The following is a 26,783-nucleotide window of genomic DNA, read 5'->3' as shown; positions in this document are numbered from 1 at the left end:
TTAACAGATAAAAAGGGTGTTGACCTGTCTACAGGTTTAGGGTTGAAGATAGCCATCGGCAAGCAAAACAGGATAAAGCATGCTTTCAGTAACCCAGTTGGCCAGAAAATATGGCATCAGCCGAGCGACAGTGCTGTATTACGAGCGAGAAGGTTTACTTTTACCTAAAGCTCGTGCAGCTAATGGTTATCGTTGGTATAGCGACCAAGAAGAAAAACGGTTGGAAATGATCATTTCCTATCGTTCTTCCGGCATGCCAGTGGCACAAATTCTGAATTTACTTGACCACAATGAAGCATCTTCTCAATTCCATATTCTTAAGAATCATCTTTATGAGATAGGAAATGAGATGGAGCGATTAAAAAAGCAGCAGAAAGCGATTGTGGCTTTTTTGCAAAACCCTGAATTGTTGGAGAAAAATATGGTTACCAAAGAGCGTTGGGTGGAAATAATGAAAGCGGCTGGTTTTGATGAAAGTGCAATGGCCGCCTGGCATAAGAAATTTGAAGAGATGGAGCCTGAAGAACATCAGAGATTTCTCGAAACATTAGGTATTGATGCGGACGAAATTAGAAAAATTCGCAGTCTTTCCTTGGCCAAGTAAAAAGCCGGTTTTCAATCAAATAAAATCTGGATGTAATGGGTTTTATAAAAGGTTTACAGGCCAGGTGAAGTTCTATTGTCTGGCCTGTAAAACGTTGAGCCTTACAAACATGCTTTTAACCGCAGGGGTCGCCCCTGCACGCGCCTGACTTTTGTGGGCAAAAGTCAGCAAAACCCTCGCCCATGTTCCGCTGGCGCTGCACTTAACGGGCAGAAAAGCAAACAGAAGACCGCAGTCACGATTACCAATAGCGAGTGAATCAGAGCTGGACAAAACCCGCCTGCCGGTGCGGGAACCTGCAAATAACACGCTGGGCCGCAGGCACATCAAATGGATTAAAGAGTGCAAAAAAGAGGATTTAGCCACGCTACCGCCCCTGCGTTGCGGGCCGCACTGTCCCTGACATCCCTGTTTTGTAGCACCTTACGCGCTGTGGGCGGGTAGGCCAAGGGCTGTGCGGTATTTTGTGAAGCGGTTCACCAAAGCCTTTACAGATGAAGGGGTTAGTCTAAAGCGTCGGGGGCAAGGGGGTGTTAGCCATGGCCTGGTGCGCTGGCTACAACGGTGCCCCACAGTTGCTGCCAGCGCTGGGTTTTTTCACGGGCGGTGAGGGTTTTCGGGCTGACGCTGATGGCATCGGCAAAAGCGGCGCTATCGGCCAGCAGGCTGGCATTGACTACGCCGCGCAAGGTGCCTTGCAGATGGCAGGCGATCACAATCAAGTCATGGCAGTGGCGGCAACGGTAAAAACCGGCCAGGCCATCGCCGTTATGGTCTTTTTGCAGTTGGCTCAGTGGCTGGCTGATGCTGACCTGCATTAGTGGATCACTTAACAGCGGTGCCGGGTGGGCGGTGCAGTAATCGCAGTCACACACCCGGGGGTGTAGCTGGTGCAAGGGTTTGTCTATGTTTACTTGCAGGCTGACGCTGCCACAGTGGCAGCTACCGTGATATTGCATGGGGCGTCCTCAAGAGCAGCCGTACCACTATACCGGCTGTTGGCTGGGGTTACTTACCCTGAAACTGGCTTAATGCCTGCATTGCTTCGATGCCGTAAACCACAGAGGGGCCGCCGCCCATCAAAATAGCGACCGAGACGGTTTCGGCAATTTCTTCTTTGCTGGCGCCGGCTTCCAGAGCGTCATGGACGTGAAAGGAAATACAGCCGTCGCAGCGCACCGTGATGGCTATGCCCAGGGCAATCAGCTCTTTGGTTTTGGCCCCGAGGGCGCCGGGTTTAACGCTGGCTTCGTGCAGGGTGCTAAAGCCTTGCATGGCCTCTGGAATGTCTAACGACAGGGTTTCCATCCAGTGGCAGAGTTCTTCGTAGTGCTGCGGAAAGTTTTTCATTTGTTGCTCCTTGTGGGGCAGCGGCGCAGGCAGTGTAAAGAGGGCGCTGCCTGGCAGCGCCCTGGGTGCGGTTAACTGCGTTCTTCGCCAACGACACTGCGGTTGTAATAGGCTACCGGAATGGCGCCGGAGTCGGTGCAGCCGAGCTGTTTTCGGTAGCCGGCTGGCAGGTTGTAGACGCGGTCATACTGGCCGCTGTTAATGCCCTGGCGCCAGTGGGTGCGCACTGTTACGGTGTAGCTGGCACCGGGGTCGGTGTTGACAACATAATCAATTGAGCCACCACTGGCGAAGCCACAGCGGCCACTTTTGCGGATCACGCATTTAAAGCGCAGCTTGTCGAGTTCACCCGAGCGGCTGTCGGCGTTGTTGAACTCTGCCGCAAAAGCCTGTTCTTCGGCGTTCAGGGGTTCGGGAGCGGCGTCTTTGCCACTGATGGTTTCGTCAATGAATTTTGCCAAGTCCATGATTACGGCTCCTCCGTAAGTTAAGGTGCAGCAAAAGTTAGCCTCGCTGCTGCAAACGAGTACGCCCGGTCAGCCAATGCTGGCCTGTTACAAGCCTAGGATCGCTGGGCCAACTCACCAGCAAAAGTGCCGATGTATTGCGCTGGGTCATTCATCCTGGTAGGTGGCTTTGTTGCGCTTTACCGCCTTGACCATTTTTGCGAAGGTGCGGCCCTGCGCCCGTTTTTGCGCCAAAGAGGCGTTGGCCTGGGCATTTTCACGGTGCAGCTTTTGGTAATTGGCCAGGCGGCGGTAGTCCAGTTCGCCGTTGGCAATGGCCTTTTGTACCGCACAGCCGGGTTCGCCATGGTGCTGGCAGTCAGTAAATTTGCAGTGGCTGGCCAGCTCTTCAATATCGGCAAACACGGTACTTAGCGACTGTTCTACGTCGGCCACCCGCAGTTCGCGCATGCCCGGCACATCTATCAGCAGGCCGCCCCCTGGCAGTGGGTGTAACTGGCGGTGCGTGGTGGTGTGGCGGCCTTTGGCGTCTTGTTCGCGAATACCGCCGGTGGCGGTTAACGGCTGCCCGGCCAGGGTGTTCAGCAGTGTTGATTTGCCCACCCCGGATGAACCCACCAGCGCTACTGTGGCAGTGCGGTCAAGCCAGGCGCGCAGGCCGCTGAGGCTGCTGGGGTCAAGGGCGTTAACGGTTTCTACGGCCAGGCCCGGCTGGCAGGCGCGGGCAAGCTCGGCGTAATGTTCGGCGTTGCCGGTTAAATCGGCTTTGGTGAGCACCACCACCGGCATGGCGCCGGCCTCGGCCGCTAGTGCCAGGTAACGCTCCAGGCGTGAGGCTTTGAACTCGTCGTTGCAGGATGTGACGATAAACAATATATCGACATTGGCGGCAATGGCTTGCAGGTCACTGTGCTGGCCAGCGCCAACGCGCTTGAACAGGCCTTTACGCTGCAACACCCGTTTGACGAGGGTGGCGCTGTTATCCAGTACCACCCAGTCACCAACGGTGGGGCGCTGCGCTGCCGGGGCTTGTTGTAAGGCGGCTGACAGGGCTGCGCTTTTTTCGCCGTCAGCACAGGCCACATTAAGGCTTGCGCGCTGTACGGCGGTTACCCGGCCAAGGCACTGTTCCTCGCTGGCATCTGCCAGTTGCTGGCTAAAAAACGGCACCAGACCCAGTGCCTGTAGTGTGGGTTCCACTTGCTATGCACCTGTGTAATACAACTCTTCACTATTAATGAAATAGCGCAAAGTGCCAGTGGTGCCGCATTTTTTATGGTGATGTGAGTGTTGCCGGTGTTTCTACGTTAAAGCCTTCCGCTGCTGCCGGGGGCTGAAAATAAGCGCTGATCCGGGCGAACATTTCCGGGGTGTCGGTCGCGGCCCGGTGCGGTTCGGCAAGGCGCCGTTTTTCAATCTGTTGCAGGCAAAGGGCATCGGACACGTCAATAAACACCAGCCGGTGCGGCGCTGCCACCGCCGTGAAAATGGCCTTAAACCAGGCCCGTTGCGCTGTGGTGTTGGCCGGAAAGTCCATGACCACGCTGGTGCCGGCGGCCAGCATGGCTTGCACCAGCGGCTGCATCTGGCTTTTCAGGCGCTCGGCGTAGGTTATGTAGTCTTTAACAGAGGTAATTTGCCCAGGGTAGAGCGCACTTAGCCACTCATCTTCTGACAGCAACACCGCCTGCTGCTGCCGGGCGATCTGGGCTGCCAGAGTGGATTTGCCTGCGCCCATTTTGCCGGTGAAAAACGTCAGTGTGCCGGGGGCCATGGTATTCCTTGCTTGTGGGGCTTTGCTGCCAGCTTACGCCCGTGGCGGCGCAGCGGGAACAGCTAAACGCAGTAATTTGCTGTGGTGGTTAACCGGCTGGCGAGTCAGTACTGATGGGTGTTAAACAGGAGATTTTTGGGTGAGCGGTTTGAGTGTCATAGTCGTCCTTGAGAAAAATTTTTAGCGTTGCCAAAGCGGATTACTGCGGCCGCTATAGCGCCATAACAGCAACAGGGCAGGGCTTATCAGCAGCACCAGCGCCACCATGCTCAATGCTGGGGGAGAGGTTAATGGCTCTACAGCACGGCTTTCTTTTTGAACTCTAGGCTGTAATTTCCGCTCTTGTAAGCGGGCATCAACTTCCTTTTAATGAGTTAGTGATACGTGCCCGTTAAAACGGGTGAGGTTCACGAACGAGTTGACCTACTTGTTATGCGTTTCAGTTTCTTGAGATGCGATTTCATTGCGCTTTTGCAACATTGCCTCATGCTGTTTTGCGTGTTCTTGGCGCTGATTAGCGATGGACTCCCTTCTTTCTTTTATGAAAGCCACCGAATTCCATTCATTTTTTTGCCTCATAGGAAGACCTGAGTATGCTCTGAGCTTGGACGCGAGCTCCGCTGCTTCTAGACCAAGTTCGGCATACAAATACTGCCTTTCTTCAAACCCCTCGACATAATCTGGTGGGGTAGTTCCGTATTCGAATATTGCGCTAATAGTGTTGTTCGCGATTTCTACTTTATTTGGAAATGTGAGTACTTCGTACATTAGGTTCGCGGGAAGCGATTTCCACTCCACTTTTGCTGCTTCCGGCTCAAAACTTGGAGTTTTCACTTGTATGCGGTGATATCCATCTTGATCGGGTTGGCCATGGCAAAGTCCATCGTCGTCTACAACAGCGGAGCAGCCAGAAACAAAGCGATCGAGCATCGAGATAACTTGAATGGATAGGTATTCTGCATCTTTCTTATTTTTTCGGCTTTGAAACCACCATTCCTTGGCTACTGTTAAGAACACTCCCAGAGCAACGCCAAGCAAACCAAAAATTGCCTTATCCATACGCAGGGCTCCACAGCCTCAGTATTACAAAAAAGTGTTCTGTTTATCTCGCGCAACGCTTAAATCAGCGGCGCATTTATGCTTCCGATGCATTTACTTATTATACTTGATGTACGCATCGGCGTTCCTAAGATATCGCAAATATTCAATATCACTCACTATCGGAATATATGAGCCAAGAGTGCCTAATAAAGTTGCCAGATTGTCACACCTCGGCCGCATATACTGTATTCCCATCCAAAAACCTGAACGACGCAACCCACTATCTGATTGTCTGCCACACCTGCTGGTGTGGCTCTTGGGGCCCCTTTGAGTGCAGCGCCGGGGTGGAAGCTGCGATAGGGCCGTTGAGCCAGGGATGGCGAAACAGGTAAGTACGTGTCGGGACACGCGTACGAGCCGGTGCCCGGCAAGCGGCTTACAGCACGGATTGAGCGTAACGCTGGGGTGGCCTTCTTTCGGTTCCTTTCTTTGGCCAAGCAAGAAAGGAACACGCCCGCCGGTGCGGGAACCGGCAAACAAATAGCTGTGCCGCAGGCACATCAAAACCCAGTTGGATATTCCGTTTACTGAATGCTCGGTGCTTACCGGCTATTGCTTTCCTTGTGAAAGATTCTTTTATTGCAGGGGGGGCGCCCCTGCACGCGCCTGACTTTTGGGGGCAAAAGTCAGCAAAACCCTTGCCCATGTTCCGCGCTGACGCTGTGTTCGTCATTCCCGGTTCACCGGTTCATACGTGTGTCCCGACACGTATTCACCTGCTTCGGCGTCCTGCCTCAGCTGAACCTCCATTCCTGCCACAGCGGCGCTGCACTTAACGGGCAGAAAGCGGTTGAGAGCCACAATCACTTGTTAGGTATCTGGGTTAAATACCGCATTTCGATTTTTCACCGTTTAGCACACCGGAACCTGAATCGTCGGTATACACACCATGAAACTTACCTTCGGTAGTAAATTGAATAATTTTATAAACCTTATTATTACCACCAAAATATATTAGATTTTTGCCCTCAGTTTTTTTCCTAAGAGGGATGGGCAACCACCCCAAACAGATCGTTTTCCCATCTTTTACGGCTATAGTGGATGGATAATTCCAGATTTCGTATTTGGAAGTCTTGTCAATTGAAACAGGGTTACCGATTTTTTGGACGACTGATACCTTGGAATCACCGACCTCTACTACTTCATATTTTTCGTAATCCTGATTTACCTGCCAAGAATTTAGGCTCTGAACCTCCTTCTCAATAGGGATCATAGTTTCTACTCCAAACCATACACATCCAGACAGCAGAGACAAAATAAATAAAAGTATGATCTTACGCATTTTTAAACCTAACGATTTAAGTAAAAGGCCGAAGCGCAGCGGCGGAGGTCCTAATCCAGTATTTATTGCAGGAGGGCGCCCCTGCACGCGCCTGACTTTTGTGGGGCAAAAGTCAGCAAAACCCTTGCCCATGTTTCGCTAGCGCTGCGCTTAACGGGCAGAAAAGCAAACAGAATACCGCAGCCACGATTACCAATAGCGAAGCGAATCAGAGCTGGCCACGCTACCGCCCCTGCGTTACGGGCCGCACTGTCCCTGACATCCTTGTTTTTTACCACCTTACGCGCTGTGGGCGGGTGGGCCAAGGGCTGTGCGGTGTTTTGTGAGGCGGCTCACCAAAGCCTTACAGATGAAGAGGTTAGAGCACAAAAAAGCCCGGCTTGGCCGGGCTTTTTTCGGTCAGTCTATTTGTAGCGTGACCTTTTTGGTGTGCTGCAATGTGCTGCTTTCGCTGTTTTTCAGGGTGCCGTTGGCGTCTTCAATAAAAAACACCGGCAGTTGCTCGCGGTCAGCAATTGCTTTGCCTTCTTTCGGGCCGAGGCAGAGCATGGCGGTGGCCCAGGCGTCAGATACCCTTGGGTCGGTGCCAAACACTGATGCCGATACCAAATCGTGAGTTACCGGCGCGCCGCTGCGAGGGTCAAGAATGTGCGAGTAGCGCTTGCCGTTGGCGTCGAAGTGGTGGCGGTAGGTGCCGGAGGTGTCCAGGGTGACGCCATTTTCGTCGTTGATGGTGACGATCTGGTAGACGGCGGCTTCACCCTTTTTGGCGTCGGGCCGTTGAATGGCGATGCGCCATTTTTTGCCACCGGGCTTGTGGCCTTTGATTTTCATGTCGCCGCCAAATTCCACCAGGTAGTTTTTGACGCCATGGCGTTCCAGCACCTGGCTGATTTTGCCGATACTGTAGCCTTCACCCATGGACGAAAAGTTCAGTTGCAGGCCCGGCACGGTTTTGCGGATGCGGCCTGTGGCGTGGTCCACTTCAATTTTGTCCATGCCCAGGTCGGCTTTTACCGCGGCAATTTGCTCGGCGCTTGGCACGTGCAGTTTGTTGTTCTGAAAACCCCAGAGGGTGAACAGCGGGCCGATGGTGGGGTCGTAGCAGCCGCCGGTTTTGTGGTCGATATCCTTGGCGATATCAATCAGGGCGATGAAGTCTTTGGAGGCGCTTTGCCAGTCGGTGGACTGGCTGTGATTGAAGTGCGAGATATAGGAGTCGTCGCGGTAGGTCGACAGCTCTTTATCGATTTGCGCCAGGGTGCTGTTGATGTCTTGTTCAATGGCGGCGCGGTCTGCCGGCTTTTCGGCCCACCAGCTCAGGTGGTAGGTGGTGCCCTGGGCGTAGCCTGACAATTTACTGATCGGCGGTGGCTGCTGGCTACAGTGGCTGAGGCCAAGGGCCAGGGCGGCAGCGCCAAGCAGGCGCAGGGTAGTGCGTTTGGCAACAAGGTTGCGGTTCATGGTGGCAGTGTCTCTTGGTCGTCCAATATTGCCCCCGGCAGCGGTGCTGCCGGGAAGGGGTTAAGCGTCCAGCCAGCCGTGCAGCAAGGTGGCGTCCGTTACCTGTAAAACGGCGGTGTCGCTGGCAGCCTGTTGTGGCGTCAGGGTGAAGGTCATCAGTTCGTCGCGGCGAAATGCATGCACTTCTACCGGCCGTTCACCAATGGCGCTGAGCAGCTTGGCCAGCTGGCTGCTGCGGGCGCGCAGGCCATCAATGGCAACAAGGGTGTCTCCTGCGGCCAGGCCGGCTTTGTCGGCGGCGCTGCCATGGGGCACAGCTTGTACCAGCAGGGCGCCGTTTTGTTCGCTCAGGCGGGCGCCAAGGGTCAGGCGGCCGGGCCGTTCCTTGCCCGGCGAGCCGCCGTTGTCGGCGTCGTCGCTGGCCGGAGCAAAGGCCAGGCTAACCCCCATGGCGGCCAGCAGTTCGCGGGCCGGTAAGTCTTCGGTGCCATGCAGGGCGTGGTTAAAGAAGGCGTCCAGCGGTTCACCCAGCAGTTCTTCGGCAAGCTGCTGGTGGCTGTGGTCTTCGGTGCCAATGCCTTGTTGGCCAAAGCGTTGCCACAGCTCGCCCATGACATCGTCCAGGCTCAGCCGGTGTTCTGAGCGCAGCCGCAGGGTCAAATCGAGGCATAGCGCCATAATGGCGCCCTTGGTGTAGTAACTGACAATGGCGTTGGCGGCGTTTTCGTCTTGCTGGTAGAACTTGGTCCAGGCGTCAAAGCTGGAGTCGGCCAGGCTTTGCAGTAACCGCCCGGAACCGCGCTGCACACGGGTAAAGGTTTTGGCCAGGCGGTCCAAGTAGCCCTGGGCATCAAGCAGCCCGGCGCGGTGCAGCATCAGGTCGTCAAAGTAGCTGGTAATGCCTTCGTAGGCCCAGAGCTGAATGCTGTGGCTTTCTTTTTCCAGCTGGTAGGGCAAAAAGGCCGCCGGTTTGATGCGCTTCACGTTCCAGTTATGGAAGTACTCATGGGAGCACAGCGCCATAAAATCCATATAGTCGCTGCCGTTCAGGCCAAAGCGCGGGATCATCAGCGCGGTGGAGTTGCGGTGTTCCAGGCCGCCGTAGCTGTCGGCGGTAACCATGGTCAAAAACCAGTACTCGTCAAAAGGCTCGGGGCCACCGAAAAAGTCCAGCTGGGTTTCGCAAATGGCTGCCAAGTCCCGTGCCAGGCGGTTTTTGTCACCGTAGTGGTGGCCGGTGAGCACCAGATGGTGGGGAATGCCCTTGGCAGTGAAGGTGACTACCTCAAAATCACCCATCTCTACCGGGTAGTCGATCAGCGCGTCGTAGTTTTCGGCGCAGTAGTCGCCAAACTGCCAGGGTTCGGTGCCGTTACGGGGCAGGCCGGTGGCCACTTGCCAGTGCGGCGCCTGCGCGGGGGCTTCAAGGGTTACGGCAACGGCTTGGTCTTCCTGGCCGGCCACCGCCAGGCATAGTGAGGTGCCGTTAAAAAAGCCGTGGGTTTCGTCCAGGTGGGCGCCGCGCACCGACAAATCCCAGGCGTAGATCTGATAGCGCACCGTTACCGGGCCGTCACAGGGGGCCAACTGCCAGCGCGCTTTGCCGAGCTTGCTGATGGCAATGGGGTTGGCGTCATCGTCTTCGGCGTTAAGCCATTGCAGGTGCTTGGCAAAGTCGCGGATCAGGTAGGAGCCGGGGATCCAGGCGGGCAGCCAAAGCTGCTGGCCGTCGGCGTCTGGCTCACTGATGGTGAGGGTTACGTCAAACAAGTGGCGTTGAAGATCGGCCGGCGAAATACGGTAATGGATGGCGGCAGTCATAAGCTTGCGTGGCAATCAGTTTGGCTGCAGTCTAGCACGGGAATATCGCCTGCCAGAAGGAGAGCGCTGTGAGCGAAGAAACCCTTTTTTCGAAAATTATCCGCCGTGAGATCCCGGCTGAGATTGTTTATCAGGATGACATGGTCACCGCTTTTCGTGACATCAACCCCAAGGCGCCAACGCATGTGCTGGTGGTGCCGAACATCGTTATCGCTACCGCTGACGACATTCGCCCGGAACACGAGCCTTATCTTGGCCGGATGATGACTGTAGCCAGCAAGATAGCCCGAGATGAAGGCATTAATGACGACGGCTACCGGTTGATCATGAACTGCCGGGAGTACGGTGGCCAGGAGGTGTATCACATTCACCTGCATTTGCTTGGCGGCAAGCCGCTGGGGCCGATGCTGGCGCGCTGAGCCAGCGAAAAAGCAAGCCGGGGGCTGACATTGTGTGACGCCCTCGTTACAATCGGCGCGACTTTCACCAGGGGGGGGCCTTTGAAGGCCTGAGATGTCGGTGCACCGGCAGACCCTTTGAACCTGATCCGGCTCGTACCGGCGTAGGGATGGTGCCAATCTGCCATTACTGCCGCACGCCCGGATCTTCTATTTCAGGAGATCCAGATGTTCAAACACACTCTCGTTACTGCTGCCTTGCTGACGGCTTTTGCCGCCCATGCCGATGACGGCATTGAGCACATCACCGTTAACGGCGATTTTCGTGACCAACTGCTTACCGAGCTGACCAACAGCGTCACAGTGCTCAGCGCCGATGAGGTGCAAAGCCGCCACGCCGATGCCCTCGACCAAACCCTGGACATGGTCCCTAACGTCAATTTTGCCAGTGGCGCCAGCCGTGGCCGCTTTCTGCAAATTCGCGGCATTGGCGAGCGCAGCCAGTTTGTTGACCCGGTGAACCCGTCGGTGGGGCTGTTGGTTGATGGCTTTGACTTTTCCGGGCTGGGGTTGGCCGGGCTACTGACCGACATCCGCCAGATTGAAGTGTTCCGTGGCCCCCAGGGCACCCGCTTTGGGGCTAATGCCCTGGCCGGGCTGGTGAACATTGAAACCCAGGACCCGACCCGCGACACCGAAGGCTACGGTGCAGTGAGCTACGCCAACCATCATGCCTACCGCTTGCAGGGCGCGTTGGGCGGCGCTTTGAGTGACAGCGTCAGCGCCCGGGTGGCGGCGTCGCGCTACAAAAGCGACGGTGACAACCATGACCTTTATTTGGGCCACGCCACCAACGGCCGCGATGAAAACACCGGCCGCCTGAAAGTGCGTTACCAGCAGGGTAACTGGCAGCTGGACATGACTGGCCTGTGGCTGGACGTTAACAACGGTTACGACGGCTTTAGCTTTGACAACAGCCGCAACACCCTGTCTGACCACCCCGGTAAAGATGCCCAAAAGAGCCATGGCCTCGGTGCCAAGCTACAATACAACGGCTGGCAGGCAGCAAGGCTGGTACTGATGACCACCAGCAGCCATTCGCGCAGTGAATACAGCTACGACGAAGACTGGTCAAACCCCACTTACTGCCAGAGCCGTGACTGTCCCTACGGTGATTACCAGAGCTTTGACCAGTACCTGCGTAACCGCGACACCCAGGTAGCGGATCTGCGCTTGGTCTCCAAAGGGCAGGGCATGCAATGGGTACTGGGCCTTTATGGCCGCCAGCAACGCGAAGATCTGACCCGCAATTACACCTATGGCGGCCTTACCAGCGGCATTAAAAGTGATAACAGCGCCATCTACGGCCAGCTGCAAGTGCCGCTGGCACCACGCTGGCGTTTGACCATGGGCGCGCGCGCCGAGCACTGGCAAGCCGATTACCACGACTCCAACCCGCAGCAACTGCGCCACAGTGAAGCGCTGTGGGGCGCCAACCTGAGCCTGGGGTACAGCCTCGACAACGCCCTGTACTACGTGGCGCTGACCCGTGGCTACAAGCCCGGCGGCTTTAATACCGAAGGCAGTGTGGACCCGGCGCACCGCACCTTTGACACCGAAACCGCGGTGAACCTGGAAACCGGCGCCAAGTGGTGGCTGGCTGACAGCCTGTCGATGCAGTTGACGCTGTTTCAGATGTGGCGCGACAACATGCAGGTTAAAACCTACGAAACCCGTGACCGCAGCGACGGCTCGGTGGAGTTCATCAACTTTCTGGCCAATGCCGCCTCGGGTAAAAACCGCGGCGTGGAGCTGGAAAGCCACTGGCAGGTCATGCCGGCGCTGGTATTGCGCGGCAGCCTGGGCCTGCTAAGCACCCGTTATAACGATTTTATTAATGCTAACGGCGAGCGCCTGGACGGCCGCGATCAGGCTCAGGCGCCGCGCTGGCAGTATTATCTGGCGGCTGACTGGCAACTGGCCAATGACTGGACGCTAACGGTTGAAAACGAGGGTAAAGACCGCTTCTATTTTTCTGACAGCCATAATGTGCAGTCCTGGGCGTATAGCCTCTGGCACGCCAATTTGGCCTGGCAACGGGGCCAATGGCAGCTGAGCCTCTATGGCCGCAACCTCTTTAACCGCAAGTACGCCACCCGTGGTTTTGGCGGCTTTGGTAATGACCCGGCCGACGGCTACGCCACCCACCCGTATTTCCAGCTCGGCGACGGCCGGGTGGTGGGCGTCAGCGCCCGTTATCGCTTCTAAGGAGCCTGTGATGAACCTGTCTGTTGAGATTTCCATGTACCCACTGGCGGAAGATTACATTCCGCCTATTCAGGGCTTTATTGACGAGCTGAACCGCCACCCGGCGCTGACCGTGCTCACCAACACCATGAGCACTCAGGTGTTTGGCCCTTATGATGAGGTGATGGCCGTACTGGCTGCGGCGATGAAGGCCGAACACGCCAAGGGCAAAGCCAGCTTTGTATGCAAGTTTCTGGGCGGGGATCTGCGCCCGTGAGCGACTTTCTCAGCACCCTCTGGGCGCAGCTGCTGGCCACCTCACCGATGGAGGGGCTGGCAGTGCTGCTGGCCATTGCCTACTTGTGGCTGGCCATGCGGCAAAGCCAGTGGTGCTGGCCGGCGGCGCTGGCCAGTACGCTCATTTATGTGGTGCTGTTTTATGATGTGGCGCTGCTCAGTGAATCGGTACTCAATGGCTATTACATGGCCATGGCGGTTTACGGCTGGTGGAGCTGGCGCCAGGGCAGTAAGGACGAGGCACTGCCGGTAGCCAGCCGCCCCTGGCACTGGCACCTCAAGCTGATTGCCTTTGGCGCTGTGGCATCACTGGCCTGGGGCCACATGATGGCCAGTTATACCCAAGCCGCCTTTCCGTATCTGGATGGCGCAACCAGCTGCTTTGCGGTGATCACCACCTGGATGGTCACCCGCAAGGTTCTGGAAAATTGGCTGTACTGGGTGGTTATTGATGGCGTCAGCATCTGGCTGTATCTGCAAAAACACCTGGCCATGACGGCGGTACTGTTTGCCCTGTACGTACTGATGGCTATTGCCGGATATTGGAGTTGGCGCCGTGTGGCCCGAACTGCCCCAGCCGTGGCGTGATGCCGTAGTCACGCCGCTGGCCGGTGGCATGACCAACCGTCACTGGCTGTTAGCAAGCGGTGCTGAGCAGGCGGTGCTGCGCCGTGACAGTGATGCTGTGCAACTGGGCATTGACCGCCAGGGCGAGCGGCAAGCCTGGCACTGCGCGGCAAGAGCGGGGGTTAGCCCAGCGCTGCTCTGGCAGGGCGAGGGCTGGACCTTAAGCCGCTTCATTAACGGCGCCAGTGGCCCGGCTGACTCGTCGGCCCGGCTGGGGCGGTTGCTGTCGCATATTCACTGGTTACAAAACCAGCCGTTGACGTTACCGGTATTGCCGCTGCGCCAGCGGGCGCTGGCCCTTGGCGCGAAAGACGGCCCCTGGGCGGCTTACGGTTTGATTGAAAGCCAGCCAGAGGCGCTGCGCCCGGCTCATGTGGACCCAAACCCGGGCAATTATTTATGGCAGGGCGAGCGCCTTTGGCTGCTGGACTGGGAGTATGCCAGCCTGGCAGACCCGGATTACGACTTGGCGGCTATTGCTGTTGAGCATGCTCTGGCCGCCAAGACCGTGCTGGCACTGTGGCAACAGTGCAGTGGCGAGCAGCGGCAAGAGGCACGACTACAGGCGATGATGCGCATCTACGCGCATCTGTGTGAATGCTGGTGTTGCCATCAGGCAACGGGCTATCGCAAGGCTGCGGCGCGTTATCGCAAAGCATGGCGTACTGACCTTGTAGACGGGCAGGGGGTCAATTAGCCTTTGCCTGACTTTTCAGCCTGCGACAACACCATGATCGTGATTTTCCTGCCGGTGGGGCACCACTGATGCGCTTTAACCTGACTCAGACCCGTACCGGCGCTGGCCGGGCGCTGTTTGGCGCTAGCCATGACCGTTTGTTCTGGTTTTTGCATACCCTGGGCTGGGCGGCCTACGGCATGCTGTTCTGGATCTCCAACTATCTGGCCGGCGGCGACAGCCGCTACTGGGTGCACATCACCTTTTTGAGCAGTACCGGCTGGTTGCTATCGATCCCGCTGCGTTACCTGTATCAGTACATCTGGAACTACCGGCCGCGGGTGATTTTTGTGATCAGCATCATCGCCTGCATGGTGGTGGGGATGATCTGGCAGGTGGCCCGCAACTTTTTCTATTACATGGTGTTGTACCCCCACAAGGCGCCGGAAGCCTGGTCTGGCTATTACGGTTATGTGGTAGCGGCGGTGCCGATTTTGGCGGCCTGGAGTGGTCTGTACTTCGGTATCAAGTACTACCGCATGCTCCAGCTGATGAACGAAAAAGCCCTTAATAAAGCCACCAATGCCGCCCAGCAGGCGCAGCTAAAGGCCCTGCGTTATCAGCTAAACCCACACTTTTTGTTTAATACCCTCAATGCCATTTCGACACTGGTAATGCTCAAGGAAAACGACACGGCCAACCGGATGGTAGAAGGGCTATCGGACTTTTTACGCTACTCGCTGGAAAACGACCCCATTCGCCGGGTGCCACTGGCCCAGGAAATTCACGCCATGGAGCGTTACCTGGCCATTGAGCAAATCCGTTTTTCTGACCGCCTGACGGTGCACTGGGAAATTGATGACGACGTCAAGCAAGCGCTTGTTCCGTCGCTGATTTTGCAGCCACTGATTGAAAACGCGGTGAAGTACGGCGTGGCCAGCCAGGAAAAAGGCGGCACCATCTGGATCTATGGCAAACGTTTTGGTAGTGATCTGCTATTAGAAATAGCCGATAACGGCCCGGGCCTGGGCCATGGCAAGAGTCACAGTACCGGTGTTGGCCTGGCCAATACCCGCGAGCGCCTAGGCGCCTTGTACGGCGACGACTGTGCCTTTACGCTGTCGTCACGGCAGCCGTCCGGCCTGAGCGTACATTTGCGGATACCTTACCAGACAGAACAATGACCATTAGAACCCTGATCGTTGATGATGAACCGCTGGCCCGCCAAGGGCTGAAACTCCGTCTGGCCGATATCGCGGATATCGAACTGGTAGGGGAAGCTGGCAGCGCCAAAGAGGCCTTGCAGTCGCTGGCCGCCTTAAAGCCCGATCTGCTGTTTCTGGATATTCAGATGCCCGGCATGACCGGCATTGAACTGCTGGAGCGGCTGATCCATGAAGATCTGGAGCTGCCGGTGGTGGTGTTTGTTACCGCCTATGACGACTACGCCGTCAAAGCCTTCGAACTGCATGCCCTCGATTACCTGCTAAAACCGGTGGATGCCGAACGCCTCAGCCAATGCATGGTGCGTATTCACAGCCAGCTGGAACAGCGTGATCAGGCCCGCCGCGAGGCGCGGATGCTCAAAGCGCTGGCGGAGCTGGCCGGTGTCAGTGCTGACGAAGTGGCGCAGCGCTTAAGCCGGGGCGAAGCGGTGACCGGTGATTACGCCGAGCAGCTGGCGATCCGTGACGGCTCGGAAGTGAGCCTGGTGACTACCGCCGACATTGACTGGATTGACGCCGCCGGCGATTACATGTGCATCCATGCCAAGGGTGTTATTCACATCATGCGCAAAACCATGAAAGAGCTGGAAGCAATGCTCGACCCCCGCCGTTTTGTGCGTATTCACCGCAGTGCCATTGTCAACCGTGACCGTATTGCCCAGCTTATCAACCTGGCCAGTGCCGACTATCTGGTGCGCCTGGAAAGTGGCGATGAGCTGCGGGTAGGGCGGTCGTATCGTGACAAGGTCAAGCAACTGCTGATGTAACGGCGGTAACCGCCTGGCCGCTCACTGGCCTCTTTTGGAGTAAATGCATGCATAAGCTGTCAGGGCGCGCCGGTTTGGGCGCGTCTTTGTCGTTGGTGACGGTGGTGTTGTGGGGCTTGTTGCCGGTGGCACTTAAAGAAGTGCTGGTACACATGGACCCCTACACCATTACCTTCTACCGCTTTTTCGTCTCGGGCGGCTTGCTGGCACTGTGGCTGGTAAAACGCCGTGCGCTGCCAAGTCTTAGTATGTTGAATGGTCAGGGCCGTAAATTATTGCTGGTATCGGTACTGGGGCTGTTGACCAACTACGGCTTTTACCTGCTGGCTTTAGAACACCTTGACCCGCGAACGGCCCAAACGGTGATCCAGCTGGCGCCGCTGTTGTTGTTACTGGGCGGCGTTTGGCTGTATCGCGAGCCCTTTGGCCCGGTACAGGCGCTGGGCGTGATGATTCTGCTGCTGGGGCTGGGGCTGTTTTTCAATGAACGGCTGGCGAAAATTTTCTCGGATTTTGCCGGCCTGGGCCTTGGCGTCGCCCTGATGGTAGCGGCGGCTGTTACCTGGGCCAGTTATGCCCTGGCACAAAAGAAACTGCTGGCCCAGCTTAATTCGCTGCAAATCATGATGATCATCAACGTCTGCGGAGCCCTGGCTTTTTTACCCATGGCGCACCCGGCGCAGGTGCTGCATCTGAGTGCCTGGGAAGGGGGCTGGCTGCTGTTTGCCTGCTTTAATACCCTGATCGCCTACGGCGCCTTTGCCGAAGCGCTGAATCATTGGGAAGCCTCCAAGGTATCGGCCTTGCTGGCCATTACCCCGCTGATGACCTTCGGCTTTGTGGCGGTGCTGGCCCCGCTGCTGCCGTTTGGCTTTGATACCACCGAGCTGCCATTGCTGTCATATGTGGGGGCCGTGCTGGTGGTATTAGGCTCGATGCTCAATGCTCTGGGCAATCGCCTGCTGTGGCGGCGACGCTAGCGCTTTACTTTTACCCCTCATTTGTTAATTTAATGTCAACCCGTTGGAAAAGCGGGAAAAAGCAGGAAACGGACAGCGTTACTGCGACAACATTTGAGGGAGAATGGCAATGGACAAAGGGCCCTTGATCAGGGGTATTGCCTGCTTGCTTGCACTGCTGCCGTTAGCCGCAGCAGCCATGGATAAACGTGTTTTACCGCCGCTAATGACCGTTGATGGCACCAGCCAGGCACAATACGCCAAGGCCTGGTGGCAATGGCAGAAGTCGGTACCTGGCCCGGCTAGCCCACAGAACGATCTCACCGGCTTGCGCTGTGATTATGGCCAGAAAGGGGACGTCTGGTTTTTGGCCAGCGCGCCAAATGGTAAGGCGGTGGAACGCTACTGCAATGTCCCGGCGGGGCGTTATCTGTTTGTGCCGGTACTGGGTCAGCTGGCGGCGCCTAGCTATGAAAACCAGTATGACTGCAACACCATGAAAAAAGCGGTGGTGATCAACTGGCCGAATATCAGCAAGATGTCTGTGGAACTTGATGGCCAGGCGGTGAGCAATATGGCCGCTTACCGGCAACGCTCGCGGCGCTGTTTTGATTTGCTGGGAGCGGTGTCACGGGAACGTCTGCCGCCGAAGATCTTTCCGTCAGCCTTTGAAGGTTTCTGGCTGATGATCAAGCCCCTTGAACCCGGTGAGCATGATCTGAAAATACTGGCCAAGTACAGCAGTGGCCAACAGGATCTCAGCCAAAACATTCGCTACACCATCAACGTGTATTAAAAAAGGCGCCAACAGGCGCCTTTTTTATTGGCTTAACGCCATTATTCCACCTGCAATATTTTACAGGTGTTGGTGCCACCGATGGTTTCCATGCGATCACCATGGGTCATCATCACCAGATCGCCACTTTGCAGATGGCCTTTGGCTTTGAGCAGGGTCAGTGCTTCACGCTTCAGGGCGTCATCACGGTAGTGGGTGGAGTCAAAGGCGATGGGGAATACGCCACGGTACAGTGCCAGCCGGTTCAGGGTATTGGCGTGGCGCGACAGCGCGAAGATCGGCAGCGCGGAACTGATCCGCGACATCATCAGCGCCGTGCCACCTGACTCAGTCAGGGCAATAATGGCCTTGATGCCTGACAAATGATTGGCGGCATACATGGTAGACAGGGCAATGGTTTCTTCCACCGAGTTGAAGCTGTGGTTCATGCGGTGGGTGTCGATGATGACCGACGGGTGCTTTTCGGCGCCCAGGCAAACCCGCGACATGGCCGCCACGGTTTCTACCGGGTACTTACCGGCGGCTGTTTCTGCTGACAGCATGACGGCGTCAGTGCCGTCCAGTACGGCGTTGGCCACGTCCATGACCTCGGCGCGGGTGGGCATCGGGCTTTCGATCATGGTTTCCATCATCTGCGTGGCGGTGATCACCACCCGATTCATTTCCCGTGCCCGTTGGATAATGCGTTTTTGCTGGCCAACCAGTTCGGCGTCACCGATTTCCACCCCGAGATCGCCCCGTGCCACCATGACGGCGTCAGAGGCCATGATGATGTCATCAAGGGTGGCGTCGTCGGCAACGGCTTCGGCGCGCTCGATTTTGGCACAGATCAGCGCATTGGAGCCGGCGGCAACGGCCAGTTCACGAGCGTAGCGCAGGTCATCACCGCTACGTGGAAAGGACACTGCCAGGTAGTCAACGCCAATGGCCGCGGCACTTTTGATGTCAGCTTTATCTTTGTCGGTCAACGCCGGCGCAGTCAGACCGCCGCCCTGGCGGTTAATGCCTTTGTTGTTGGACAACACACCGCCGATCAGCACTTCGGTTGCCACTTTGGCGCCATCAACGCCGGTGACTTTCAGTTGCAGGCGGCCATCGTCCAGCAGCAGTACGTCACCATGAGTAACATCCTGCGGCAGATCCTTGTAATCCAGGCCCACGGCCTGCTGGCTGCCTTCGCCTTTGCCCAGTTCGGCATCCAGCACAAAGCTGTCGCCGGCGCTAAGGGTGATCGGGCCATCTTTGAAAGTGGAGATGCGGATCTTCGGGCCTTGCAGGTCGCCGAGAATGGCAACGTGTTTACCAAGGCGGGCAGCAATGTCGCGTACGGCATTGGCGCGGCGCTGATGGTCATCGGCATGACCGTGGGAAAAGTTAAGGCGAACCACGTTGGCGCCGGCACGGATCACCTGTTCCAGGTTATCTGCTTTATCCGTAGCCGGACCCAGGGTAGTGACAATTTTCGTTCTTCTCTGCATGACCGTTTACCAGGCTGGTTTAACGGTCAAACTATAACATAGTCACTGTTGTTTTGGTGTAATTTTACTACAAAAATGCCTTACTGCGGCTCGCCGTCCTTGGTTAGCCGGGAGTCGCGCAGAATGTCTTTGACCCGGCGCAGGTTCTCCCGAAAGCGCGGCCCGCGACGCAGTACAAAACCTGTAGCAAGAATGTCCACCACGGTCAGGGCTGCCAGTCGTGACGCCATCGGCATATAAATGTCGGTGTCTTCCGGCACGTCCATACCAATGGCAATGGTGGCTTCGCGGGCCAGGGGGGAGTCCTTGGAGGTAATGGCAATAACGGTGGCGTCGTTTTCCCGGGCAATGCGGGCCAGCTCTACCAGGCTTTTGGTGCGGCCGGTATGCGACAACAGCACCACCACATCACCGTCGGCGGAATTCATGCAGCTCATCCGTTGCATCAATACGTCATCGGAATACACCACCGGCACGTTAAAGCGGAAGAATTTGTTCAGGGCGTCATGGGCTACTGCGGCACTGGCGCCAAGGCCAAAGAAAGAAATTTTCTTCGCTTGTGTCAGCAAGTCCACGGCGCGGTTGATGATCTGTGGGTCGAGGCTGCGCCGGGCAGTATCAAGGCTGGCCATGGCCGATTCAAAGATTTTGGCGGTGTAGGCCTCGGGGCCATCGTCTTCTTCAACATGGCGGTTAACATAAGGCGTGCCGTTGGCCAGGCTTTGCGCCAGGTGCAGCTTGAAATCCGGGAAGCCCTTGGTATCCAGGCGGCGGCAGAAGCGGTTAACGGTGGGCTCGGAAACATCGGCGGCCTTGGCCAGCGAGGCAATTGAGGAATGAATGGCCGATTGCGGATTGGCCATGATCACTTCCGCGACCTTGCGTTCAGACTTGGACAGGCTGGCCATGCTCTTGGCAATTTTATCCAGGGTGTTCATTAAGATGTTTCCTTATATAGCCGTTACCGCCTGCAGGCGTTTGCGCCATTATTATGAAAAAAAATCTCTTATGAAAGTTTGCTTATGGAAATAAGCCGGTGCGGGCATGGACAGTCAGGGGGTTTTACGGCATATAATGTAGTTAAATTACAACTTCGTTGATCAGAGGGTGAGGCAAATGAAACCAGAGGACAGGTCTGGTCCATGTGATCTGGTGTTATTTGGTATCAAGGGCGATTTGGCCCGGCGCAAACTGCTGCCGGCGCTGTATCAGCTGGACAAAGCCGGGTTATTACATGCCGACAGCCGCATTATTGGCGTTGCCCGTGGCGAACCGGATGACCTCAGCGAGACCCTCAATACCTTCCTGAAAGAGCCACTGGACGGCGATATTTTCCAGCGTTTTGCCGCCCGTATGGATTTTGTGGATCTGGATTTCACCAATCTGGACAGCTACCAGGCCATCAAGGCCGCGGCTAACCCTGAAACCCCGGAAGTTTATTACTTTGCCACGCCGCCTTCGTTGTATGGCGACATCTGCCATGGCTTGTCGGCGGCGGGGCTCATTCGCCGCAACAGTCGGGTGGTGATGGAAAAACCCATCGGCCACGATCTGGCGTCAAGCCAGGTGATCAACGACAAAGTTGCCGCCCATTTTGAAGAGCGGCAGATCTACCGTATTGACCATTATCTGGGTAAGGAAACGGTACAGAACCTGCTGGCCCTGCGTTTTGCCAATGCCCTGTTTGCCCGGAACTGGGATGCCACCTGCATTGACCATGTGCAGATCACTGTGGCCGAAGAAGTGGGTATTGAAGGGCGCTGGAGCTACTTCGACAAGGCCGGGCAAATGCGCGACATGGTGCAAAACCACCTGTTGCAGGTGTTGAGCCTGATTGCCATGGAGCCACCCATCAGCCTGGACGCTGATGCTATTCGCGATGAAAAACTAAAAGTGCTGCGGGCATTGCGGCCCATTACCACGGCCAATGTCAATGACGTGACAGTGCGTGGCCAGTACAGCGGCGGCTTTTTGCGTGGCCAGGCGGTGCCCGGTTATGCCGAGGAAGAGGGCGCTGCGAAAGGCTCCAATACTGAAACTTTCGTGGCGCTGCGGGTTGATATTGATAACTGGCGCTGGACCGGTGTGCCGTTTTACCTGCGTACCGGTAAGCGGATGCCGTCAAAAACCACGGAAGTGGTGGTGACCTTCAAGGCGTTGCCGCACAACATCTTTGGTGGCAAACAGCGGCAGCTGGCCCAGAACAAACTGATCATCCGCCTGCAACCGCAGGAAGGGGTGGAGCTGCAAATGCTCAACAAGGTGCCGGGTATTGAATCAAGCATGCGCCTGCAGGGCACCAAGCTGGACTTGGCCTTCTATGAAACCTTCAAGGACATCCGCATTGCCGATGCCTATGAACGACTGCTACTGGAGGCCATGAACGGCAACCAGACCCTGTTTGTGCGCCGTGATGAAGTGGAAGCCGCCTGGCGCTGGGCTGACTCCATCATTGACGCCTGGGAACAAAGCGGTGAGCCGCCGAAAAGCTACCAGGCCGGTACCTGGGGGCCGGTTTCTTCCATTGCCCTGATCACCCGTGACGGCCGCAGCTGGGAGGAATAATGAAACTGACCGTGGAAAAACAGTTCACTGACGCACAGGCACTTGCCGATGCCCTGGCCAGCAAGGTGGCGGGTTTGCTGCAAGCAGCAGTAGACAGCCGTGGCAAGGCTGCTTTGGTGGTTTCGGGCGGCCGTACGCCGGTGCGTTTTTTTGAAGCGCTGAGCCGCCATAACATTACCTGGGGCAAAGTACTGGTGACATTGGCTGATGAACGCTGGGTTGATGCCAGTGACCCGGCTTCCAATGAAGCGATGGTGCGCCGCCACCTGCTGCAAGGGCGCGCCGCCAGTGCCCGTTTTGTCAGCCTGAAAACACCGCATGCCAGCCCGGAAGAAGGCCTGGAGCTGGCCACCGACTGGCAGGGTGCCTTAATCCAGCCTCTGGATGTGGTGATCCTGGGTATGGGCAATGACGGCCATACCGCATCACTGTTTCCTGATTGCCCGAACATTACCGGTAACCTCACTACCGAGGCCCGGCTGGTGGTGGCCCGGCCACCCAGCCAGGCGCAACCGCGCATTTCCCTGAGTTTGTCGGCGCTGCTCAACAGTCGGCAGATTTTCCTGCACCTGGAAGGGGAAGACAAAAAAGTCACTTTGGATGCGGCGCTGGCCGGTGATGACGTTACCGCCATGCCCATTCGCGCCGTACTGGGGCAAAAGCAGACCCCGGTCGATGTTTATATTAAGCGGGAGGAAGTATGAATAAGGTCGTGGCCGAGGTAACGGCCCGTATCGAAGCGCGTAGCCAGGCTAGTCGCGCCCGCTACCTTGAGCAAATGCAGGCCCAACAGGCCAAAGGTGTACACCGTTCGGCGCTGTCGTGTGGCAACCTGGCCCATGGTTTTGCCGCCTGTGGTGCCGCTGATAAAGACAACCTGCGTTCCTTTACCAAAGCCAATATCGGCATCATTTCCGCCTACAACGACATGCTGTCGGCTCACCAGCCCTATGAGCAATTTCCGGCGCTGATCAAAGCAGCACTTCACGAAGCGGGCTCGGTAGGCCAGTTTGCCGGTGGTGTGCCGGCCATGTGTGATGGCGTGACTCAAGGCCAGCCGGGTATGGAGCTGTCGTTGTTGTCTCGCGACGTGATTGCCATGAGCAGCGCCGTTGGCCTGTCGCACAACATGTTTGACGGCGGCCTGATGCTGGGGATCTGCGACAAGATCGTACCGGGCATGCTGATGGCCGCTGCCAGTTTTGGCCACCTGCCGTTTGTGTTTGTACCGGCCGGGCCGATGCCATCGGGCATGCCCAACAAGGAAAAGGCCCGCATTCGTGAGCTTTATGCTCAGGGGCAAGTGGGCCGTGACGAGTTGCTGCGTGCTGAAAGCGAGTCCTATCACAGTGCCGGTACCTGTACTTTTTACGGTACTGCCAACTCCAACCAGCTGATGGTGGAAGTGATGGGTCTGCACCTGCCGGGTTCGTCTTTTGTGAACCCCAACACGCCGCTGCGTGACGCCCTGACCAAAGCCGCCGCCAAGCAGGTGGCCAGACTCACGGAAACCTCCGGTAATTACACGCCGTTCAGTGACATTGTTACTGCCAAGTCGCTGGTCAATGCCATGGTGGCGTTGCTGGCCACGGGCGGTTCTACCAACCACACCATGCACCTGGTCGCAGTGGGCCGGGCGGCCGGTATCGAGATCAACTGGGATGACTTTGACGCACTGTCGAAAGTGGTGCCGCTGCTGACCCGTATCTACCCCAATGGCCAGGCCGATATTAACCACTTCCAGGCTGCCGGTGGCATGGCTTACCTGTTCAAGAGCCTGCGTCAGCTTGGCCTGTTGAACGAAGATGTGAAAACGGTGGTAGGCGAGGGACTGGACAAATACGAGCTGGAACCTTGGCTGGATAACGGCGAACTGGCCTGGCGTGCTGGTGCTGATAAGAGCCTCGACGACACTGTGCTGGCTGATCCGCAAACGCCGTTCAGTGCCGAAGGTGGCCTGCGGGTGATGCAAGGCAACCTTGGCCGCGGTGTTATCAAAGTGTCTGCAGTGCCTCAGGGCAACCGCATTATCGAAGCGCCGGCAGTCGTGCTGTCTGATCAAAACCAGCTGCAAGCTGCCTTTGAAGCGGGTGACCTGGACCGTGACTGCGTGGTTATCGTGCGCTTTCAGGGGCCCAAAGCCAACGGTATGCCAGAGCTACACAAACTGACACCGCCGCTCGGCGTATTGCAGGAAAAAGGTTACAAAGTAGCGCTGGTTACTGATGGCCGCATGTCAGGCGCCTCCGGCAAAGTGCCGGCCGCCATCCACCTGACGCCTGAGGCGCTGGATAACCCGGTTCTGGCCAAGGTACAAGACGGTGACATGGTACGCCTGGACGCCACTACCGGTGAACTGACACTGCTGGTTGGCGAGGCTGAGCTGGCCGGACGCACAGCCGCCGTTGCTGACCTGAGCGGTAATAACCTCGGCATGGGCCGCCAACTGTTTATGAACTTGCGACCGCAACTGTGTGGTGCCGAGCAGGGCGCTACGCTGTTTCGCTTCCCCCATGAGGAAAATCAATGACCTGGAAACTTGCTCCTGAAGCGGTAATGACAACCAGCCCGGTAATGCCGGTACTGGTGATCGAGCAGCTTGAACACGCGGTACCGCTGGCCAAAGCGCTGGTGGCCGGTGGTATCCGGGTGCTGGAAGTGACCTTGCGCACCGCCTGTGCGCTGGATGCCATCAGTGCCATTGCCGAGGCAGTGCCAGAGGCGCTGGTGGGGGCCGGTACGGTACTCAATGCCGAAGACTATCAGGCGGCGGTCAATGCCGGGGCCAGTTTTGTCATCAGCCCGGGTATGACGCCTTCTCTGGTGGAAGCCGCCAAGGCCGGTGCAGTGCCGCTTATCCCCGGTGTCAGTACCCTTTCTGAAGTGATGACGGGTATGGATATGGGCCTGAGCTACTTCAAGTTCTTCCCGGCCCAGGCCTCCGGCGGAGCGCCGGCGCTAAAAGCCATGGGTGGGCCCATTCCGCAGGTGAAGTTCTGCCCCACCGGCGGTATCAGCCTCAGTAATGCCAAAGAGTATCTGGCCCTGCCCAATGTGCTGTGTGTCGGCGGTAGCTGGCTGGCACCGGCACAACTGATGGCCGACGGTGACTGGGACAGCATTACCGCGCTGGCCAAAGAGGCCAGCCAGCTCTGATAAAAAAGCGCTCATTGAGCGCTTTTTTTTTCGTCGGTAAATACTGCTAAGCTGTTCAAAAATAAAGGCAACAAGGAAAAGTTATGAGCTGCCGACAGTGCCACTGTGAAGACACCCAAAGCCCCTTTGCTATTACCATGGCATTCCAGCCGATTGTGGATGTCAGCCAGCAGCAAACGGTAGCTTATGAAGCACTGGTTCGCGGCACCGATGGCACTGGCGCCGGGCAGCTATTGGCACAACTGACCGAGCAAAGTCGTTATGCCTTTGATCAACAATGCCGGCAGGTGGCGATCACCCTGGCGGCGCAGTTGAACATGGCCAGCTTTTTGTCAATTAACTTCATGCCCAACGCCATTTATGAACCAAGCCGGTGTTTGGCTACTACCTTAAAGGCCGCTAAAGCCTGCGGCTTTGCACGTGAGCGCATTATTTTTGAAGTGACCGAGCAGGAAAAGCTGGTTGACGACGGCTTTTTAACCCACATCATCGAAACCTACCACCGCCACGGTTTTAAAACCGCCATCGATGACTTTGGTGCCGGTTATGCCGGCTTGAACATGCTGACCTGTTTCCAACCGGATTTTATTAAACTGGACCGGCAACTGGTTAGCCATATTGACACCGACCCGGTGCGCCAGGCGATCCTCGAAGGTGTGGCGGTGGTGGCCCAGCGGCTCGGCATCCGCCTTATTGGTGAAGGGGTAGAGCGCCGTCAGGAATCTGACTTTTTGCTGACCAAAGGAGTGAGCTGGCAACAGGGTTACTACTTTGCCCGCCCTGAAGTTGCGCAGCTACCCACGGTCAGCTGGCCCGCCTGAATTGGCCTGGAGTAGCCGGTTGATGGCATCGGGGCGAAGCTGCCGTTTCACGGTGATGGCATAGAAATGTTCATCTACTTCCGGTAGGGAGAAGTACACCGCCAAGCGGCCACTGGCCAGTTCGTCTTTAACCACCACATCCGGTAATACGGCAATGGCACCACTGTCGCGGGCCAGTAGCCGCAGCATGGCCATGTCGTCCACTTCGGCCTGTACCGTCGGCTGAAATTGCCAGAGGCTGCAAAAATTGTCGAAGTTACGGCGCATTTCACTGCGGGGGCTGGGTAGCACCCAGCGCCGCCCAGCGTAGCCTTTGGGAAAGGTGCTGTCGGGTTTGTCGGCGGCCGGGCCGATAACCGACAACGGCTGGCTTGCCACCTTTTGTACCAGCCAGGGGCGACGAGGATCATCACCAACGTTGGTATTGGTCAAAATCAGATCGAGGCGGTTTTCGGCCAGCTCATCCAGTAACACCGACATGGGCATACTGCTCAGCACAAAACGCTGTTCCGGATCGGCCAGCAGCGGGGCAATAAAATCCTCAATAAAGTTTCGCGACATGGTTGCCGCCATACCAATGCGTAATACCGGCCGGTGGCGCTGAATACCCTGTTCCAACAGTCTTTCCAGTGCTTCACCGGTACTAAAAATATCCTCAGCGAAAGTCAGCACCTGCTGGCCGGCATCGGTTAGCGTCAGCTGCCGCCCCCGGCGGTCAAAAAGCTGCTGGCCAAAGCGTTCTTCCAACTGGCGGATCTGCGTTGACAGCGCCGATTGCGACACATGCAGCGCCTTGGCGCTTTGCGTGAGGTTACCACTGCGGGCAACCTGCCAAAAATAGTAGAGGTGGTGGTAATTAAGTCGGCTCATCGTTCTTTTTTACAGAACAAAATGTAAATATATATCA

Annotated in this window: 27 protein-coding genes and 1 riboswitch; of the genes, 15 read left to right on the top strand and 12 right to left on the bottom strand. The window is 56.7% G+C overall.

Annotation, left to right across the window (positions count from 1 at the left end):
- Positions 1–79 precede the first annotated feature (79 nt).
- Positions 80–604 (top strand): MerR family transcriptional regulator, encoded by a 525-nt coding sequence (locus WDB70_RS07420; protein WP_406662966.1) that lies wholly within the window; start codon positions 80–82, stop codon positions 602–604.
- Positions 605–1,137: 533 nt separating this feature from the next.
- Here WDB70_RS07420 and WDB70_RS07415 read toward each other — a convergent pair.
- The 9 genes from WDB70_RS07415 to WDB70_RS07375 form a co-directional block, all read right to left on the bottom strand.
- Positions 1,138–1,563 carry a hypothetical protein gene (locus tag WDB70_RS07415; RefSeq protein WP_406662964.1) on the bottom strand — a complete coding sequence of 142 codons (426 nt, stop codon included), beginning with the start codon at positions 1,561–1,563 and terminating at the stop codon, positions 1,138–1,140.
- Positions 1,564–1,612: 49 nt separating this feature from the next.
- Positions 1,613–1,954 (bottom strand): carboxymuconolactone decarboxylase family protein, encoded by a 342-nt coding sequence (locus WDB70_RS07410; protein ID WP_406662962.1) that lies wholly within the window; start codon positions 1,952–1,954, stop codon positions 1,613–1,615.
- A gap of 71 nt (positions 1,955–2,025) precedes the next feature.
- On the bottom strand, positions 2,026–2,421 hold the full coding sequence (locus WDB70_RS07405) for a hypothetical protein (protein ID WP_406662960.1): 396 nt from the start codon (positions 2,419–2,421) through the stop codon (positions 2,026–2,028).
- A gap of 147 nt (positions 2,422–2,568) precedes the next feature.
- The gene (rsgA, locus tag WDB70_RS07400; protein ID WP_406662958.1) at positions 2,569–3,621 is read right to left on the bottom strand and encodes a ribosome small subunit-dependent GTPase A; all 1,053 of its coding nucleotides are present in this window, start codon (positions 3,619–3,621) and stop codon (positions 2,569–2,571) included.
- Between the two features lie 73 nt (positions 3,622–3,694).
- On the bottom strand, positions 3,695–4,195 hold the full coding sequence (locus WDB70_RS07395) for an AAA family ATPase (RefSeq protein ID WP_406662956.1): 501 nt from the start codon (positions 4,193–4,195) through the stop codon (positions 3,695–3,697).
- A gap of 423 nt (positions 4,196–4,618) precedes the next feature.
- Positions 4,619–5,254 carry a hypothetical protein gene (locus WDB70_RS07390; RefSeq protein WP_406662954.1) on the bottom strand — a complete coding sequence of 212 codons (636 nt, stop codon included), beginning with the start codon at positions 5,252–5,254 and terminating at the stop codon, positions 4,619–4,621.
- Between the two features lie 865 nt (positions 5,255–6,119).
- Positions 6,120–6,710, bottom strand: a complete 591-nt coding sequence (locus WDB70_RS07385; protein WP_406662952.1) for a hypothetical protein — start codon at positions 6,708–6,710, stop codon at positions 6,120–6,122.
- A 267-nt stretch (positions 6,711–6,977) separates the two neighbouring features.
- Positions 6,978–8,042: an FAD:protein FMN transferase gene (locus WDB70_RS07380; protein ID WP_406662950.1), complete on the bottom strand. Its 1,065-nt coding sequence runs from the start codon at positions 8,040–8,042 to the stop codon at positions 6,978–6,980.
- 60 nt (positions 8,043–8,102) lie between these two features.
- A complete protein-coding gene (locus WDB70_RS07375; RefSeq protein ID WP_406662948.1) occupies positions 8,103–9,863 on the bottom strand; it encodes a M61 family metallopeptidase in 1,761 nt (586 codons plus the stop codon).
- Positions 9,864–9,931: 68 nt separating this feature from the next.
- Between WDB70_RS07375 and hinT the strand changes: the two genes are divergently transcribed.
- The 9 genes from hinT (at position 9,932) to WDB70_RS07330 (ending at position 17,856) form a co-directional block, all read left to right on the top strand.
- Entirely contained in the window at positions 9,932–10,282 is a 351-nt protein-coding gene (gene hinT / locus WDB70_RS07370; RefSeq protein ID WP_406662946.1) for a purine nucleoside phosphoramidase, read from the top strand.
- A 60-nt stretch (positions 10,283–10,342) separates the two neighbouring features.
- Positions 10,343–10,449: riboswitch (TPP riboswitch) on the top strand.
- Positions 10,450–10,489: 40 nt separating this feature from the next.
- Positions 10,490–12,529 carry a TonB-dependent receptor gene (locus WDB70_RS07365; protein WP_406662944.1) on the top strand — a complete coding sequence of 680 codons (2,040 nt, stop codon included), beginning with the start codon at positions 10,490–10,492 and terminating at the stop codon, positions 12,527–12,529.
- 10 nt (positions 12,530–12,539) lie between these two features.
- On the top strand, positions 12,540–12,785 hold the full coding sequence (locus WDB70_RS07360; RefSeq protein ID WP_406662942.1) for a YkoF family thiamine/hydroxymethylpyrimidine-binding protein: 246 nt from the start codon (positions 12,540–12,542) through the stop codon (positions 12,783–12,785).
- Positions 12,782–13,393, top strand: a complete 612-nt coding sequence (gene pnuC, locus WDB70_RS07355) for a nicotinamide riboside transporter PnuC (protein ID WP_406662940.1) — start codon at positions 12,782–12,784, stop codon at positions 13,391–13,393. The genes WDB70_RS07360 and pnuC overlap by 4 nt, the downstream gene beginning before the upstream one ends.
- Positions 13,362–14,129, top strand: a complete 768-nt coding sequence (locus WDB70_RS07350; RefSeq protein ID WP_406662938.1) for a choline/ethanolamine kinase family protein — start codon at positions 13,362–13,364, stop codon at positions 14,127–14,129. Before pnuC ends, WDB70_RS07350 begins: the two co-directional genes overlap by 32 nt.
- Before the next feature lie 68 nt (positions 14,130–14,197).
- The gene (locus WDB70_RS07345; protein ID WP_406662936.1) at positions 14,198–15,292 is read left to right on the top strand and encodes a sensor histidine kinase; all 1,095 of its coding nucleotides are present in this window, start codon (positions 14,198–14,200) and stop codon (positions 15,290–15,292) included.
- Positions 15,289–16,101, top strand: coding sequence for a LytR/AlgR family response regulator transcription factor (locus WDB70_RS07340; protein WP_406662934.1), 813 nt, complete (start codon positions 15,289–15,291; stop codon positions 16,099–16,101). Before WDB70_RS07345 ends, WDB70_RS07340 begins: the two co-directional genes overlap by 4 nt.
- A gap of 47 nt (positions 16,102–16,148) precedes the next feature.
- Positions 16,149–17,081, top strand: coding sequence for a DMT family transporter (locus WDB70_RS07335; RefSeq protein WP_406662932.1), 933 nt, complete (start codon positions 16,149–16,151; stop codon positions 17,079–17,081).
- Between the two features lie 178 nt (positions 17,082–17,259).
- Positions 17,260–17,856 carry a hypothetical protein gene (locus WDB70_RS07330; RefSeq protein ID WP_406662931.1) on the top strand — a complete coding sequence of 199 codons (597 nt, stop codon included), beginning with the start codon at positions 17,260–17,262 and terminating at the stop codon, positions 17,854–17,856.
- Between the two features lie 41 nt (positions 17,857–17,897).
- On the opposite strand, the gene pyk is transcribed toward WDB70_RS07330, so the two are convergent.
- Positions 17,898–19,334, bottom strand: a complete 1,437-nt coding sequence (gene pyk / locus WDB70_RS07325; protein WP_406662929.1) for a pyruvate kinase — start codon at positions 19,332–19,334, stop codon at positions 17,898–17,900.
- Positions 19,335–19,414: 80 nt separating this feature from the next.
- Complete coding sequence (locus WDB70_RS07320) at positions 19,415–20,272, bottom strand: MurR/RpiR family transcriptional regulator (RefSeq protein ID WP_406662927.1); 858 nt, start codon at positions 20,270–20,272, stop codon at positions 19,415–19,417.
- A gap of 178 nt (positions 20,273–20,450) precedes the next feature.
- On the opposite strand from WDB70_RS07320, the gene zwf reads away from it, so the two are divergent.
- The 5 genes from zwf (at position 20,451) to WDB70_RS07295 (ending at position 25,876) form a co-directional block, all read left to right on the top strand.
- Positions 20,451–21,899: a glucose-6-phosphate dehydrogenase gene (gene zwf / locus WDB70_RS07315; protein WP_406662925.1), complete on the top strand. Its 1,449-nt coding sequence runs from the start codon at positions 20,451–20,453 to the stop codon at positions 21,897–21,899.
- Positions 21,899–22,603 (top strand): 6-phosphogluconolactonase, encoded by a 705-nt coding sequence (pgl, locus tag WDB70_RS07310; RefSeq protein WP_406662922.1) that lies wholly within the window; start codon positions 21,899–21,901, stop codon positions 22,601–22,603. The genes zwf and pgl overlap by 1 nt, the downstream gene beginning before the upstream one ends.
- Positions 22,600–24,429: a phosphogluconate dehydratase gene (gene edd / locus WDB70_RS07305; RefSeq protein WP_406662920.1), complete on the top strand. Its 1,830-nt coding sequence runs from the start codon at positions 22,600–22,602 to the stop codon at positions 24,427–24,429. Before pgl ends, edd begins: the two co-directional genes overlap by 4 nt.
- The gene (locus tag WDB70_RS07300; protein ID WP_406662918.1) at positions 24,426–25,055 is read left to right on the top strand and encodes a bifunctional 4-hydroxy-2-oxoglutarate aldolase/2-dehydro-3-deoxy-phosphogluconate aldolase; all 630 of its coding nucleotides are present in this window, start codon (positions 24,426–24,428) and stop codon (positions 25,053–25,055) included. Before edd ends, WDB70_RS07300 begins: the two co-directional genes overlap by 4 nt.
- A gap of 83 nt (positions 25,056–25,138) precedes the next feature.
- The gene (locus tag WDB70_RS07295) at positions 25,139–25,876 is read left to right on the top strand and encodes an EAL domain-containing protein (protein ID WP_406662916.1); all 738 of its coding nucleotides are present in this window, start codon (positions 25,139–25,141) and stop codon (positions 25,874–25,876) included.
- Here the strand turns inward: WDB70_RS07295 and WDB70_RS07290 are convergent.
- Positions 25,850–26,746, bottom strand: coding sequence for a LysR family transcriptional regulator (locus tag WDB70_RS07290; protein WP_406662914.1), 897 nt, complete (start codon positions 26,744–26,746; stop codon positions 25,850–25,852). The two genes, WDB70_RS07295 and WDB70_RS07290, sit on opposite strands and share 27 nt — an antisense overlap.
- Positions 26,747–26,783 lie beyond the last annotated feature (37 nt).

The organism is Gallaecimonas aegicerasi (assembly GCF_045291545.1).
In the GTDB taxonomy this organism is placed as follows: Bacteria; Pseudomonadota; Gammaproteobacteria; order Enterobacterales; family Gallaecimonadaceae; genus Gallaecimonas.
The sequence above is the reverse complement of the archived record's forward strand: the minus strand, read 5'-3'. Positions and strand labels throughout refer to the sequence as shown.